General features: G+C 66.9%; 10 protein-coding genes. 5 read left to right on the forward strand and 5 right to left on the reverse strand.

All coding sequences use genetic code 11. The features are described 5' to 3' along the window. Window positions 1-248: 248 nt before the first annotated feature. A complete protein-coding gene (locus A9179_RS14460) occupies window positions 249-1802 on the reverse strand; it encodes a sigma-54-dependent transcriptional regulator (RefSeq protein ID WP_187806914.1) in 1554 nt (517 codons plus the stop codon). Between the two features lie 169 nt (window positions 1803-1971). On the opposite strand from A9179_RS14460, the gene A9179_RS14465 reads away from it, so the two are divergent. Further along, window positions 1972-2751: a winged helix-turn-helix domain-containing protein gene (locus A9179_RS14465; RefSeq protein WP_187806915.1), complete on the forward strand. Its 780-nt coding sequence runs from the start codon at window positions 1972-1974 to the stop codon at window positions 2749-2751. Continuing rightward, window positions 2744-3253, forward strand: coding sequence for a hypothetical protein (locus A9179_RS14470; protein WP_187806916.1), 510 nt, complete (start codon window positions 2744-2746; stop codon window positions 3251-3253). The genes A9179_RS14465 and A9179_RS14470 overlap by 8 nt, the downstream gene beginning before the upstream one ends. Before the next feature lie 5 nt (window positions 3254-3258). On the opposite strand, the gene A9179_RS14475 is transcribed toward A9179_RS14470, so the two are convergent. The 3 genes from A9179_RS14475 to A9179_RS14485 all read right to left on the reverse strand — a co-directional run bounded on the left by A9179_RS14475 (window position 3259) and on the right by A9179_RS14485 (window position 9811). Further along, complete coding sequence (locus A9179_RS14475) at window positions 3259-4839, reverse strand: ATP-binding response regulator (RefSeq protein ID WP_187806917.1); 1581 nt, start codon at window positions 4837-4839, stop codon at window positions 3259-3261. Between the two features lie 30 nt (window positions 4840-4869). After that, window positions 4870-6012, reverse strand: a complete 1143-nt coding sequence (locus A9179_RS14480; protein WP_262410597.1) for a response regulator — start codon at window positions 6010-6012, stop codon at window positions 4870-4872. 112 nt (window positions 6013-6124) lie between these two features. Beyond that, entirely contained in the window at window positions 6125-9811 is a 3687-nt protein-coding gene (locus A9179_RS14485) for a PAS domain S-box protein (protein WP_187806919.1), read from the reverse strand. A 416-nt stretch (window positions 9812-10227) separates the two neighbouring features. Between A9179_RS14485 and phhA the strand changes: the two genes are divergently transcribed. The 3 genes from phhA to chrA all read left to right on the forward strand — a co-directional run bounded on the left by phhA (window position 10228) and on the right by chrA (window position 12965). Continuing rightward, on the forward strand, window positions 10228-11013 hold the full coding sequence (gene phhA / locus A9179_RS14490) for a phenylalanine 4-monooxygenase (RefSeq protein ID WP_187806920.1): 786 nt from the start codon (window positions 10228-10230) through the stop codon (window positions 11011-11013). A 31-nt stretch (window positions 11014-11044) separates the two neighbouring features. Further along, the gene (locus A9179_RS14495; protein ID WP_187806921.1) at window positions 11045-11398 is read left to right on the forward strand and encodes a 4a-hydroxytetrahydrobiopterin dehydratase; all 354 of its coding nucleotides are present in this window, start codon (window positions 11045-11047) and stop codon (window positions 11396-11398) included. Between the two features lie 199 nt (window positions 11399-11597). Next, window positions 11598-12965 carry a chromate efflux transporter gene (gene chrA, locus A9179_RS14500; RefSeq protein WP_187806922.1) on the forward strand — a complete coding sequence of 456 codons (1368 nt, stop codon included), beginning with the start codon at window positions 11598-11600 and terminating at the stop codon, window positions 12963-12965. Here the strand turns inward: chrA and arfB are convergent. Continuing rightward, on the reverse strand, window positions 12962-13375 hold the full coding sequence (gene arfB, locus A9179_RS14505) for an alternative ribosome rescue aminoacyl-tRNA hydrolase ArfB (protein ID WP_187806923.1): 414 nt from the start codon (window positions 13373-13375) through the stop codon (window positions 12962-12964). The genes chrA and arfB overlap by 4 nt on opposite strands. Window positions 13376-13387 lie beyond the last annotated feature (12 nt).

The raw sequence follows: 13387 nt of genomic DNA on the forward strand, positions 1-13387 counted from the left end.
TTCTTGTATGGCGCCTTTTGTATCCCCAGGCCTTTTGCAGGGCCATTCGACCATGGTCTTACCGCTCTACGACCATTGTCGCAGCCATTTTTTGCGGGCAAAAAAATGGCGACCCGAAGGTCGCCGCCAAATCATTCCGGGGAAGGAATGTCAGAAACGCAGTCCAGGCATCGCAGGAGCCGGACGCCTGACTTTTTACCCCTGCGCCAGCCACTCAGCCATTACACCAAGGTCGTAAGCGCGCCCCTCTACTCCTTGCCCAGGCCATGCTGGCGCAGCTTGTTGGCAATGGTGGTGTGCGACACGCCGAGGCGCTTGCCCAGCAGGCGGCTGCTCGGATGCTCGGCGTACAGGCGCTCCAGCACGGCCTTCTCGAAGCGGCCGAGGATGGCGTCCAGGTCACCGTCGAGGGAGAACTCGCCGAGCGGCTGCGGCGCGCCGTAGTCCGGCAGGCGGATATGCTCGACCTTGACCACCCCGCCCTCGCACAGCGACACCGCCTGGAACAGGGCGTTCTCCAGCTGGCGCACATTGCCTGGCCAGTGGTACTGGCCGAGCCGCTCGAAAGCCTTGGGCGCCAGCTTGGGCAGCGGGCAGCCGATCTGCCGGCTGGCCGAATCGAGGAAGTGCTCGACCAGCGGGCCGAGGCCGTCCAGGCACTCGCGCAGCGGCGGGATATGCAAGGACAGCACGTTGAGGCGGTGAAACAGATCCTGGCGGAACTCGCCCCGGCTGCACAGCTCGGACAGATCGACCTGGGTGGCGCAGATCACCCGCACGTCCAGGTACACCTCCTCGTCGCTGCCTACGCGGCGGAAGCAGCCATCCTGCAGAAAGCGCAGCAGCTTGGCCTGCAGGCGCGGGCTCATCTCGCCGACGCCGTCGAGGAACAAGGTGCCGCCGGCGGTCAGCTCCAGCAGGCCGAGCTTGCCTTCCGGGCGCGCGCCCTCAAAAGCACCGGGGCCGTAGCCGAACAGCTCGGTCTCGGCCATCGATTCCGGCAACCCGGCGCAATTGAGCGCCATGAACGGCGCCTGGCCGCGCGGGCTGGCCAGGTGGCAGGCACGGGCCAGCAGCTCCTTGCCGGTGCCGGTCTCGCCCTCGATCAGCAGCGGTGCATCCAGCGGCGCCATGCGCCGCGCCTCGCGCACCACGGCGGCCATCACTTTCGAGCTCTGGAAGATCGAGTCGAAGCCGCGCAGCTCCTGCTTGCGCACATGGTAGATGCGCTCGCCGACCCGGTCGGCGCGGTGCAGGGTGAGCACTGCGCCAGCCAGCGCCTCGCTTTCATCGTGCTCGGACTGCAGCGGGGCGATGTCGGCGAGGAAGATATCGCCCTTCACTTTCACCCGCAGGCCGTTGACCCGCGACTTGTTGGCGCGCACCAGCTCGGGCAGGTCGAAATCGTCGATATAGCGCGACAGCGCCATGCCCGGCACCTCGTCGACGCGCACACCGAGCAGCTGGGCGGCGCTGCGGTTGGCCGCGACTATCGAGCCACCCATGTCGATGGACAGCACCGGGAAATCCAGGGCGCCGAGCAGCGCGTTGAGTTCCAGGTGGCGGCGCTCGCTGGGCATCAGGCCGACGCGCTTGACCCCGAACACCCCGCCGATGGCTTCCAGCTTCGGGCGCAGGGCCTGAAACTGCAGGTTGATCAGGTTCGGGCAGTGCAGGTAGATGGCGTTGCCCTGCTCGCCGCCGACTTCGCCACGGGCGACGTTGATGCCGTAGTCGACCAGCAGTTCGAGGATGTCGCGCAGGATGCCAACGCGGTTCTGGCAGTGGACTTTGATACGCATGGCGGGCTTGGGCTCTTGGCTGGCCGTTTTCGTCAAGAATACGTGACAAAAAGCTCCAGCGTCTCGACAACAACACCCTACCCCGCGGCAAGCGTCATCCTTCTGTTACACCGACAGCAATGGCATCGCCGGCTAACATCCTAGGTGTCGCGCTACGGACGCCGGCTGCATGAGCATCTATGTCATCCACAATCTGATTCACTTCGACAGCGAGGCTTTCACCCTGTATCGGGTGGACGCGCCCGACGAGCCGCTGCGCATCGGCGCCATCGCCAGCCGCTGCCTGCTCCTGCTGCTGCAGGCCGAGGGACAGATAGTCGGCAAGCGCGAGCTGATGAATGGGGCCTGGGGCGCCTTCGGCCTGGAGGTCACGGAGAACAGCCTGGCCCAGGTGGTGCGCCAGCTGCGGGTGGCGCTGGACAAGCTGCAGCCGGGCCACGAACTGATCGATACCGTGCCGCGCATCGGCTACCGCATCAGTGAACGGGGAGTGCTGCTCGATGCCACGCCACCCGCCCCGGCCCAGACACCTGCGCCCACTATCGAGGTGCCCCCCATGCCACTGGCAACGCCGGCCCCGCCGGCACGCCAGCATCCCGACTGGCCGATCCGCCTGGTACTCGGCTTGGCCACCCTGCTCTGCTGGATGGCGCTGTTCAAACTGCCAGGCCTGCTGCACCCGGCCGCCCCGCCCGAACAGCCCTTCGTGGAAGCCAGGGTAGAAAAACTGGACGGCGTGACCTTGCACCTCGAGGACATTCCCAACGGCGCCCTTCGCCCGAGCAATGACCAGCTGGTTGCTCACGCCAGGCAGCTCGGACGCACCCTGGCCATGGACGACTTGCACCTCTATCGCTTCGGCGGCCAGGATCGCAGCCTGAACCTGCTCTGCCAGGGCCAATTACAGTCGGACAGCAGCCACTGCCTGGGGTTACAGGTCGATGAATAGCCTGCAGCGGCGCCACCTGCTGTGGATCTTCCTGGCCGGCAGCCTGCTGAGCCTGGGGGCCGGCCTGCTATTCAACCGGGCTCAGGCCCCACTCGATCTGGAGTGCGCCGGACGCTCGGCACTGCTGCTGCCAGGTGTGGATCAGCAGCGCTGGCTGTTGTTTCGCTACGACCTGGATCTGCGCGCGGAAGAGCTGGGTGACCTCAAGGCTCGCCTGCGCCTGCTCGATGCCAGCAGCGGCCGGGATCTGGGCTACCAGAACCGCACGGCCCGCTTCAGCTACCAGCGCCAGGGCCAGCGCCTGCTCCTGCAGGTGCTGCAAAGCGGCAACAGCCAGACGGACAACCTGCCAGAGCAACAGCTGGCAGGCGTGGCCCTGTTCGTCTTCAACGAGCAGCAGCCCCTCAGCTATACGGTGCGTCAGCTCGACTCGCACAGTTTGCTCATCGATACCGGCCAGGGTGGCGTGCTGTTCTGCGTGAATCTTCCGTCCCGCCACTGAACCCGCTAGCCCAGCGCCGCCGCACGTGGCACAGCCAGCTCGAGGCTAGGCAGGGTCAGCAGCAGGCAGGTGCTGTCGCTGGCATCGTCGACCAGCAGCTCCAGGCTGCCGCCCTGGGCTTCGGTCAGCTTCTTCGCCGAGTAGGTACCGAACCCGCTGCCACCCTGCTTGCCCTGGCTGCTGTACTTGTCGAAGAAAAACGGGCGAAAGCTCTCCGGCACTGCCGGCTGATTTTCCATACGCAGGCACAGCTGTTCGTCATTCTCCAGCAGCAGGCGCACCCGGCTGCCCACTGGGGCCGCCTCGCAGGCATTCTTCAGCAGGTTGTTGAGCAGCGAGTAGCACAGGGTCGCGTCGCCCCAGGCCTGCACCGGCCCGACACGGCTCATGTCCGGCAGGCCCAGTTCGATTACCAGCTCCTTGGCCTGATAGGTCAGGCGCGCCGCCTCCACCAGTTTGCCGAGCATGGGCACCAGCTCCACCGCGGCCGGCGCCAGTTCGAAGCGCCCGCTCTCGATGCGGTGCAAGTGCGCCGACAGCTCGACCAGGCTCAGCAGTTGCTGGCCGCTCTCCTCCACCAGGCTCAGTACGTTGCGCTGGCCGGGCAGCAGGTTGCCGCCCTCGAGCAGGCCGCGAGTCAGGCCGAGAATGCCGCTGATCGGCCCCTTCAGGTCATGCCGCCCCATCTGCTCGGCTTCCTCGCGCAGACGGGCCAGCTCCAGCAGGTCGTCGTACTCGGCCTGGGTGCGGCAGTGCCGCTCGACATGCCGCAGCAGGTTACCGATCTGGCGCTGCAGCAGCTGCGGGTCGATCGGCTTGTGCACGAAGTCCACCGCACCCAGCTCCAGGCCGCGCTGGCGGGCCTCGCGATCGGTCATGGCCGTGATGAAGACCAGCGGGATATGGCTGGCCTGCGGATGGCTGCGCAGGCGGCTGGCCAGCTCGAAACCATCCATGTCCGGCATCATCACATCGAGCAGGAGCAGATCCGGCGGATCGTCCGACGTACAGATGGCCAGGGCCGCCTCGCCGTTCGCCGCCACCCGCACCCGGTAGTCGCGCATGAACAGGCCGGAGATCAGACGCAGGTTGTCCGGCATGTCGTCCACCACCAGCAGGGTGGCGCGCTTGCGCCTCGGCCTGGCCGCCGGCGCCGCCTCGTCCCTGGCCGCCAGCAGCGCCTGGGCCTGCGGCAAGACTCGTGGTCGGTGGCGCATGGCCCGCGCCAGATGCTGGGCCAGGTGCTGGGTGTTGTAGGGTTTGACCAGGATGCTGCTGACGCCATTGGCGATCAGCTGACTGACCTGCTCGCGCTCGCAGTCGGCGGTGATCATGATGAACGGCAGGTGCGCCGTGCGCTTGTCCGCACGCACCTTGAGCAGCAGCTCGAAGCCGTTCATCAGCGGCATGTTCCAGTCGCAGATGATCACGTCGACCCGGCGCGCGGCCAGGATCTTCATGGCCTCCAGGCCGTTGTTGGCCAGCAGTATCTGGCGGGCGCCAAGGGCCCCCAGCTGACTGCTGTTGATCTTGCGCATGGAGTCCGCGTCGTCGACGACGAGGAATACGGTCTTGTCGGTAATCATCGATTGCTTCCTGGGGGCAAGGCGTCGGCGTCAGGCGCTTTGCGGTAGTTCCATGTTCAGTTGCTGGGCCTTGGCATGCAGGCTTTCGTCGGTGTCGGCGTAGCGCCGGGCAATGTCCTGGAACTCTGCTTCCAGGCTGAGGAAGGCCTCCACCACGGCCGGGTCGAAGTGGCTGCCGCAGCCTTCACGGATGATCGCCACCGCCTTGGCGTGGGGCATTTCCGGCTTGTACACGCGGCGACTGATCACCGCGTCGTAGACGTCGGCAATCGCCATCAGGCGGGCGCTGAGGGGAATCTCCGCACCATGCAGGCCCTGGGGATAGCCGCTGCCATCCCATTTCTCGTGGTGGCACAGGGCGATTTCCTTGGCGATACGCAGGAACGGCACCGGCATGCCGAGCATCTCCTCGGCCTTGAGCAGGGCCTGATAGCCCAGGCGCGGGTGTTGTTTCATCACCTCGAACTCATGCGGTTCGAAGCGCCCCGGCTTGAGCAGGATCTGGTCGGGAATACCGACCTTGCCGATGTCGTGCAGCGGCGCCGACTTGTACAGCAGTTCGATGGCCTGGTCGTCCAGCTCGGCGGCGAAGCGCGGCTGCTCGCGCAGGCGCAGGGCCAGGCTGCGCACATAGTTCTGGGTACGTCGCAGGTGGTTGCCGGTCTCGTTGTCGCGGGTCTCGGCCAGCGAGGCCAGGGCCAGGATGGTGACGTCGTGCACCGCCTGCAGCTCGCGGGTGCGCCGCGCCACTTCCAGGTCGAGTTCGGCGTTGCGCTCGCGCAACTGGTCGGCGGCCGCCTTCAGGCGCAGCTGGCTGCGTACCCGCGCCAGCAGCACCGCCGGCTCGAACGGTTTGCTCAGGTAGTCGACCGCGCCCAGATCCAGGCCGTGCCGCTGATCCTCGGCCTGATCCTTGGCGGTCAGGAATAGCACCGGCACGTCGGCAGTCTGCGGCTCTTCCTTGAGACGCCGGCACACCTCGTAGCCGTCCATGTCCGGCATCATCACGTCCAGCAGCACCAGATCCGGCGGGCTGCGCCGGGCGATCTGCAGAGCCTTCTCGCCACCCGAAGCCACCCGCAGGTGATAGTGCGGGCGCAGCAGCTCACTCATCAGCAGCAGGTTCGCCGGCACATCGTCGACCACCAGCAGGGTGGCCTTGCGCTCACTCATGTTCATTTCGTCACCTCGCCTCGGTGTCCGTGGTGGATGCCGTCATTGGGGCACGTCGCCATCTGCGGTGCTCTGAATTGCCCTGAATCGCCCTGAAATCCTCTGAACAACCTCATGCAGCCGACTCCGCCAGGCGGCCGCCGGCCTCATCCAGGCAGCTGCGCGCCAGGTCGAAGTCGAATGCCTGCAGGGCCGCATCCAGGCGCGCCACCTGCAGCGGGAAGGCCGCGCGCAGCAGCGGCGCGTGCTCGCTAAAGCAGGCCAGGGCCTCGGCGTCGTAGTCCGCCAGCAGCGCGTCGAGCTGCCTGCAGACGGCCTGCAGCTGTAGCGTGTCGACCGCGGCGGCCACCTCGGCGACCGGCTCCTGCAGCTGGCGCAGGCGCTGCAGCAGCGGCAGCAGTTCGCCCGCCAGGTTCTGCAACAGCGGCTGACTGGCGACCAGCGGTTCGTCGCGGCGCAGCTGCTGCTCCAGGGCGGCGGCAGCCCCGGCCACGGCATTCGCCCCGAGGGTGGCGGCCACGCCCTTGCAGCCATGGGCCAGCAGCTCGGCAGCGCTGCGCTCGCCGCGTTCCAGGGCACTGTCCAGGCGCTCCAGCAGCGACGCCTGACTGACCAGGAACTGACCGAGAAGCTGGCGGTACAGCGCCTCGTTGCCCAGCACCCGGCTCAGCCCGGCAGCCACGTCCACCCCCTCCAGCTGCAGCGTCGGTTCCATTGCGGCGCTCGCCGGGCACTGCAACTGCGTGCCCAGCCAGCGCTGCAGCACGCCATGCAGGGTCTGCGGCTCGAATGGTTTGCTGATGAAGTCGTTCATCCCCGCGGCCTGGCAGGCCTCGCGATCCTCACGCATGGCGTTGGCGGTCATCGCCACCACCGGCAGCGCCGCCAGACGGGGATTACGCCGCAGCTCGCGGGTGGCGCCCAGGCCATCCAGCACCGGCATCTGCATGTCCATGAACACCAGGTCATAGGACTGCTGCGCCAGCCGCTCCAGGGCCTCGCGGCCGTTGTTGGCGATCTCGACCCGACAGCCCATGGCCTGCAGCAGCTCAGACGCCACCTGCTGGTTCAGCTCGTTGTCCTCCACCAGCAGTACGTGGCCGCTCAGCACCTGACTCTGGGACAGAATGGCGTCGGCCGGCAGCTCGGCACGCAGCGGCGCGTGGGCGCGCTGCAGACGCGCGGTGAAGCTGAAGGTGCTGCCCTGGCCAGGCACGCTGTGTACCGCCACGTCGCCACCCATCAGCTGCGCCAGCTGCTTGGCGATGGCCAGACCGAGGCCGGTGCCGCCGTAGCGGCGAGTGGTCGAGGCATCCGCCTGTTGGAAGCTGTTGAACAGCTGCGCACACTGCTGCGGGCTGAGGCCGATGCCGGTGTCACTGACGGAGAACTCCAGGCACAGCGTCTGGCCCTGTGCCTCGAGCAGTGCCACCGCCACCTCGATGCCCCCCTCGGCGGTGAACTTGACCGCATTGCTCAGGTAATTGAGAAGGATCTGGCGCAGACGCAATGCATCACCGTGCAACGCGTCCGGCACCTGCGGCGCCACCTGTAGGCGCAGTTTCAGGCCCTTGCCGAGCAGGCGCTCCTGCACCAGGTCGGTGGCCTCCTGCAGCAGGCGCTTGAGGCTGAAGTCCTGGGTATCGAGCTGCAGCTTGCCGGCCTCGATCTTGGAGAAGTCGAGGATATCGTCGATCACCCCCAGCAGGTGGCGGCTGGAGCCCTGCACCTTGCCCAGGTAGTCGCGCTGGCGCGCGTCCAGCTCGGTGGCCAGCACCAGGTGGGTCATGCCGATGATGGCGTTCATCGGCGTGCGGATCTCGTGGCTCATGTTGGCCAGGAATTCGGATTTGACCCGCGCCGCCTGCTCGGCCAGCTCGCGGGCCTCGTACATGTCCTTGGCCGCGGCATGCTGCAGGGAAACGTCCTGCACCACCCAGATGGAGCCGTGGGACAGGTCGCCCAGGGTCACCGCGCGGGCACTGACGGCGCCCCAGAACAGGCTGCCGTCCTTGCGCCGCAGGTGCAGCTCGCGGCGGTAGGTTTCGCCCTGGTGCAGTTGCCGGCGGATCTCGGCAATGCTGTCCGGCAAGGTGGTGGTCTCCAGCCAGATAGTCGGCGACTGCCCCAGCAGCTCGCCTTCGGCATAGCCGAACACCTCGTGCAGACTGGAATTGGCCTGCACGATCAGCTCGCCATTGATAAAGGCGATGCCATTGGGCGCGGCCATCAGGATCGCCCGCTGCTGTTCGTGGGCCAGCTGCAGGTGGCGTTCGTGCTGGCGGCGCTGGCTGAGGTCGCGGATCACCACGCACAGCGACAAGCTTTCGTCGCCCAGCGACGGCAGCGCCGACAGACGCACCTCGACGGGAAACTCGCTGCCATCGCGGCGCCGCGCCACACCCTCGCCCATGTGAATGGCATCGGGGGCGGCATGGAACGCGCGCAGCAGTTCCACGAAGGGTTCGCGCCAACCGTCCGGCAGCAGCTGGCTGAAATGGATGCCCGGCATGCTGCCACTGGCGTAGTCGAAGATCCGCTCGCTCTCGCGGTTGGCCAGGACGATGCGTCCCGGCTCGTCGAACACCAGCATGCAGTCCGGCGCCGCCTCGACTATGCCGCGGAACCAGCGCTCGGTGGCGGCCAGGACGCTGCGCTGGAACTCCAGCTGCAAGGCCTGTTCGCGGGCCTGCTGCAACAGTTCATGCTTGTGGTCGCGCTGCAGCAGCAGGCTCCACCAGGCGCAGATCGGCTCATGCAGGGCGTCCAGCAGGGCCAGCTGACTGTCGTCCGGGCGCTGCGCCAGGCGAATATCGATCTGCCCCTGCTGCTGGCCATCGTGCAGTAGCAGCAGGCGGAAATGCCGGCCATCGCCGGCGTGCGGCACATCCGCCTCCTGCTCGTGGAAGTCGATGGCTGCATCTGGCAACGACTGGCGCAGCAGTTCGCTCAGGCAGGCCAGGAACGCCACCTGATCCGAGCAGGACTGCAGCTCCAGGGCCAGTTCACCGAGGCGATCCTTGGCCCACTGCTGGGCCAAAATCCGCTGGTTGACCTGACGGTAGGCCTCCAGGGCCCGGGCCAGGGAGCCCAGTTCGTCGCGGGCCTGGCAATGCACCAACGGGCCGCTGTCTTCCCCCGCCAGCAGGCGCCGGGTCTGTTCGGTCAGCGTGCGCAGCGGGCGCAACAGCCGGCAGCGGATGAACATCTGGGTCAGCAGCGCGTAGGCCATGGTCAGGCCCAGCAGCAGTGCGGCCAGCACCTTGGCCTCGCCAGCCTTGGCGACGGACTCGGCCACCAGGCGGTTCTGCCGGTCGCTACTGCGGGCCACAAACTCATCCAGCAGCGCGGTGATGTCCAGCTCGCTCCTGACATAGGTCTGCCCGTGCAATACCTGGCTGCTGCCCCGGGCCTGGCGCTCGACTATCGCCTGCTGTTCCAGGGTCGTCTGCAGGGCATCCTGCTCGCCGATCTGCCGCAGCAGACGCTGCTCCATCGGCAACAGCTCCCGGGCTTGCAGCTGTTTCAGCGCATCGGCGATACCGCCGGACTCGGCCAGCTCGCGGTAATGCTGCAGATAGGATGCGTCGCCCGAATTCACGTAGAGGCGGGCAAACTGCGACATGCGCCGGTTCTCGGCGAACAACCGCGAACTGAGGCCAAGCACCTCGAAGCGCTGCTGCCCCACCTGCTGGCTCTGCTGGTTGTAGCGGTAGGCCTGCCATACGCTGGCCACGCAGGCGATGCCGAAAGCCAGCATGCCGGCGGCCAGCCATTTGCTGAGTCGGTCGAGGCTCATGGGGTCGTTCCTCAGGTGATGGAGCGGAGTGCCGAACCCGGCTCTCCCGTTACCTGGATTGAGTCACGGCCCCCGCAGGCGTGCTCTGAAATCCCCTGAAAAGTCCTGAAGGCAGGCTGAAAAGCGCTGAGCAGGCCCGCCGGCAGCGGACTCGCACGCCATGGCGATGCCGCCGGCAGAGCCGTTCACGTCCGCCGTTTTTGCCTGGTACGGGCAAATTCATGGCAAGAAATCACTACAGAACGACCAGCCAGCCACACCAGCCCCAGCCACTGCGTAAGGTTTTATTTACGAATCGACCCTGCATATCGACTGCGGGACGGGCTGCCGGGGGCTGCCAGCGTCCTGCCGCTGGGTTACTGCTTAGGCAGCACAACAACACTCCGCGGCAATCCCGCAGTTGAGGAGGCGAGGCGATGAAAGGCACGCAGTACGTGGCCCGGCAACCGGACGAGCACGGCTTCATCCACTATGCGGAAAGCGAGCATCAGGTGTGGCACACCCTGATCAGCCGGCAGATGCAGGTACTAGAAGGCCGCGCCTGCCAGGAGTACTTCGACGGCATCGAACAGCTCGGCCTGCCCCTTGAGCGCATCCCCCAGCTCGGCGAGATCAACCGGGTGCTCGGCGCCACCACCGGCTGGCAGGTGGCGCGGGTGCCGGCGCTGATTCCCTTCCAGACCTTCTTCGAGCTGCTGGCCAGCAAGCAGTTTCCGGTGGCCACCTTTATCCGCACGCCCGAGGAGCTGGACTACCTGCAGGAGCCGGACATCTTCCACGAGATCTTCGGCCACTGCCCGCTGCTGACCAACCCCTGGTTCGCCGAATTCACCCACACCTACGGCAAGCTCGGCCTGGCCGCGAGCAAGGAACAGCGGGTGTACCTGGCGCGGCTGTACTGGATGACCATCGAATTCGGCCTGGTGGACACGCCGCACGGCCGGCGCATCTATGGCGGCGGCATCCTCTCCTCGCCCAAGGAGACGGTCTACAGCCTGTCCAGTGCACCCGAGCACCTGGCCTTCGACCCGCTGGAGGCGATGCGCACCCCCTACCGCATCGACATCCTGCAACCGCTGTACTTCGTCCTGCCGCAGCTCAGGAGCCTGTTCGAATTGGCCCACCAGGACATCATGGGCCTGGTGCAACGGGCCATGAGCCTGGGCCTGCATGCACCGAAGTTCCCGCCGAAAGCGGCGTAAGCTGATAGCTGTTACTGACTGGAGAAAGCCGATGTCCCTTGCCCAAGCCCAATGCGAAGCCTGCCGCGCCGACGCGCCCCACGTCTCCGACGAGGAGCTGGCCAGCCTGATCCGCGAGATTCCGGAGTGGAACATCGAGACCCGCGACGGCCACATGGAGCTGGAGCGGGTCTACCTGTTCAAGAACTTCCGCCATGCCCTGGCCTTCACCAACGCGGTGGGCGCCATCGCCGAGGAAGCCGGCCACCACCCGGATCTGCTGACCCAATGGGGCAAGGTCACCGTCACCTGGTGGAGCCACGAAATGAAAGGCCTGCACCGCAACGACTTCATCCTGGCCGCCCGCACCGACGTAGTGGCCGCAGCTGCCGAGGGGCGCAAATAGCTAGCCTTGTCTTCGTAGGGTGCGCCGTGCGCACCACCCCCGCCTCTGCCCCGGGTGCGCACGACGCACCCCACATGCTGCGTGCGGCCCTTCCCCATAGCGCCTTGTCTATTGCCCCGCCCGGCAGCAAGCAGCGATAGTAGCGGCCCATTCCTAGAACACCCGCAACGGGTGGCAGCGACCAGGAAGGCCTCTGTGCATGTCTGAATCCAGCGAAGCTTCTCGGCAACTCGCCCCTGTCACATCACTCAGCCTGCTGCAGGCCCTGCGCTTCTGGCTGAAGCTGGGGCTGATCAGCTTCGGCGGCCCGGCCGGGCAGATCGCAATCATGCACCAGGAGCTGGTCGAGCGCCGGCGCTGGATCTCCGAGCGGCGCTTCCTGCACGCACTGAACTACTGCATGTTGCTGCCCGGCCCGGAGGCCCAGCAACTGGCCACCTACATCGGCTGGCTGCTGCACCGCACCTGGGGCGGGGTGCTGGCCGGCGCGCTGTTCGTGCTGCCGTCGCTGTTCATCCTGATCGGCCTGTCCTGGTGCTACATCGCCTTCGGCGACGTGCCACTGGTGGCCGGGCTGTTCTACGGGATCAAGCCGGCGGTCACCGCCATCGTCGTGCAGGCCGCCCAGCGCATCGGCTCGCGGGCCCTGCGCAACAACTGGCTGTGGGCGATTGCCGCGGCCTCGTTCGTGGCCATCTTCGCCTTCAACCTGCCCTTCCCGCTGATCGTGCTCGGCGCCGCGCTGCTCGGTTTCCTTGGCGGGCGTCTGGCGCCGCAACACTTCGTTCCCGGCGGCGGGCATGCCGCCTCGCAACAGGACTACGGCCCGGCGCTGGTCGACGACGATACGCCGACACCGGCCCATGCCCGCTTCCGCTGGTCGCGCCTGGCCCTGCTGCTGGCCTGCGGTGCCGCGCTCTGGCTACTGCCGATGGCCCTGCTCTATGCCGCCTTCGGCTGGCACGGCACCCTCACGCAGATGGGCTGGTTCTTCACCAAGGCCGCCCTGCTCACCTTCGGCGGCGCCTACGCCGTGCTGCCCTATGTCTATCAGGGCGCCGTGGTGCACTACGCCTGGCTGAGTCCGACGCAGATGATCGATGGCCTGGCGCTGGGCGAAACCACCCCCGGCCCGCTGATCATGGTGGTGGCCTTCGTCGCCTTCGTTGGCGCCTACCTGCAGCCGATGCTGGGCAGCGAACACACCTTCCTCGCCGGCGCCCTGGCCGCCTGCCTGGTTACCTGGTTCACCTTCCTGCCGTCGTTCCTGTTCATTCTGATCGGCGGCCCGCTGGTGGAATCGACCCATAACGAGCTGAAGTTCACCGCACCGCTGACAGCCATCACTGCCGCCGTGGTCGGGGTGATCCTCAACCTGGCGCTGTTCTTCGCCTACCACGTGCTCTGGCCGAGCGGCTTCGCCGGCCACTTCGACTGGCCCGCGGCCCTGCTCGCGGTGGCCGCAGCCATTGCCCTGCTGTACTTCAAGCGCGGAGTGATCAGCGTGCTGGGCGTCTGCGCCCTGGCCGGCCTGGGGATTTATCTGCTGCGCGGCGCGCTGGCCTAGAAGTCCACCTTGCCGCGCCCGGCCTTGATCGCCCCGCGCTTGCTCTTGCCGTCCAGACGGCGGGTCTTCGAGCCACGGGTCGGCTTGGTCGGACGCCGTGCCTTCTCGGTCTTGCCGGCGTTGCGGATCAGCTCGGCCAGGCGCTCCAGGGCGTCGGCGCGGTTCTGCTCCTGGGTGCGGTACTGCTGGGCCTTGATGATCACCACGCCGCCTTCGGTGATGCGGCTGTCGCGCAGCGCCAGCAGGCGCTCCTTGTAGAACGGCGGCAACGACGAGGCCTGGCTGTCGAAGCGCAGGTGCACGGCGCTGGAGACCTTGTTGACGTTCTGCCCGCCCGCGCCTTGCGCGCGAATGAAGCTCAGCTCGACTTCGTCGTCGGGCAGGTGGACGCTGTTGGAAATCACCAGCATGGAACGGGGCCA

Source organism: Pseudomonas alcaligenes, from assembly GCF_014490745.1.
GTDB classification, from domain to species: Bacteria; Pseudomonadota; Gammaproteobacteria; order Pseudomonadales; family Pseudomonadaceae; genus Aquipseudomonas; species Aquipseudomonas alcaligenes_C.

What these genes read in the sequence shown, in the direction of transcription:
- chrA (WP_187806922.1), top strand. Translation starts at nt 11,598, where the DNA reads ATGTCTGAATCCAGCGAAGCTTCTCGGCAACTCGCCCCTGTCACATCA.
- phhA (WP_187806920.1), top strand. Translation starts at nt 10,228, where the DNA reads ATGAAAGGCACGCAGTACGTGGCCCGGCAACCGGACGAGCACGGCTTC.
- A9179_RS14480 (WP_262410597.1), bottom strand. Translation starts at nt 6,012, where the DNA reads ATGAGTGAGCGCAAGGCCACCCTGCTGGTGGTCGACGATGTGCCGGCG.
- A9179_RS14495 (WP_187806921.1), top strand. Translation starts at nt 11,045, where the DNA reads ATGTCCCTTGCCCAAGCCCAATGCGAAGCCTGCCGCGCCGACGCGCCC.
- A9179_RS14470 (WP_187806916.1), top strand. Translation starts at nt 2,744, where the DNA reads ATGAATAGCCTGCAGCGGCGCCACCTGCTGTGGATCTTCCTGGCCGGC.
- A9179_RS14465 (WP_187806915.1), top strand. Translation starts at nt 1,972, where the DNA reads ATGAGCATCTATGTCATCCACAATCTGATTCACTTCGACAGCGAGGCT.
- A9179_RS14460 (WP_187806914.1), bottom strand. Translation starts at nt 1,802, where the DNA reads ATGCGTATCAAAGTCCACTGCCAGAACCGCGTTGGCATCCTGCGCGAC.
- A9179_RS14485 (WP_187806919.1), bottom strand. Translation starts at nt 9,811, where the DNA reads ATGAGCCTCGACCGACTCAGCAAATGGCTGGCCGCCGGCATGCTGGCT.
- arfB (WP_187806923.1), bottom strand. Translation starts at nt 13,375, where the DNA reads ATGCTGGTGATTTCCAACAGCGTCCACCTGCCCGACGACGAAGTCGAG.
- A9179_RS14475 (WP_187806917.1), bottom strand. Translation starts at nt 4,839, where the DNA reads ATGATTACCGACAAGACCGTATTCCTCGTCGTCGACGACGCGGACTCC.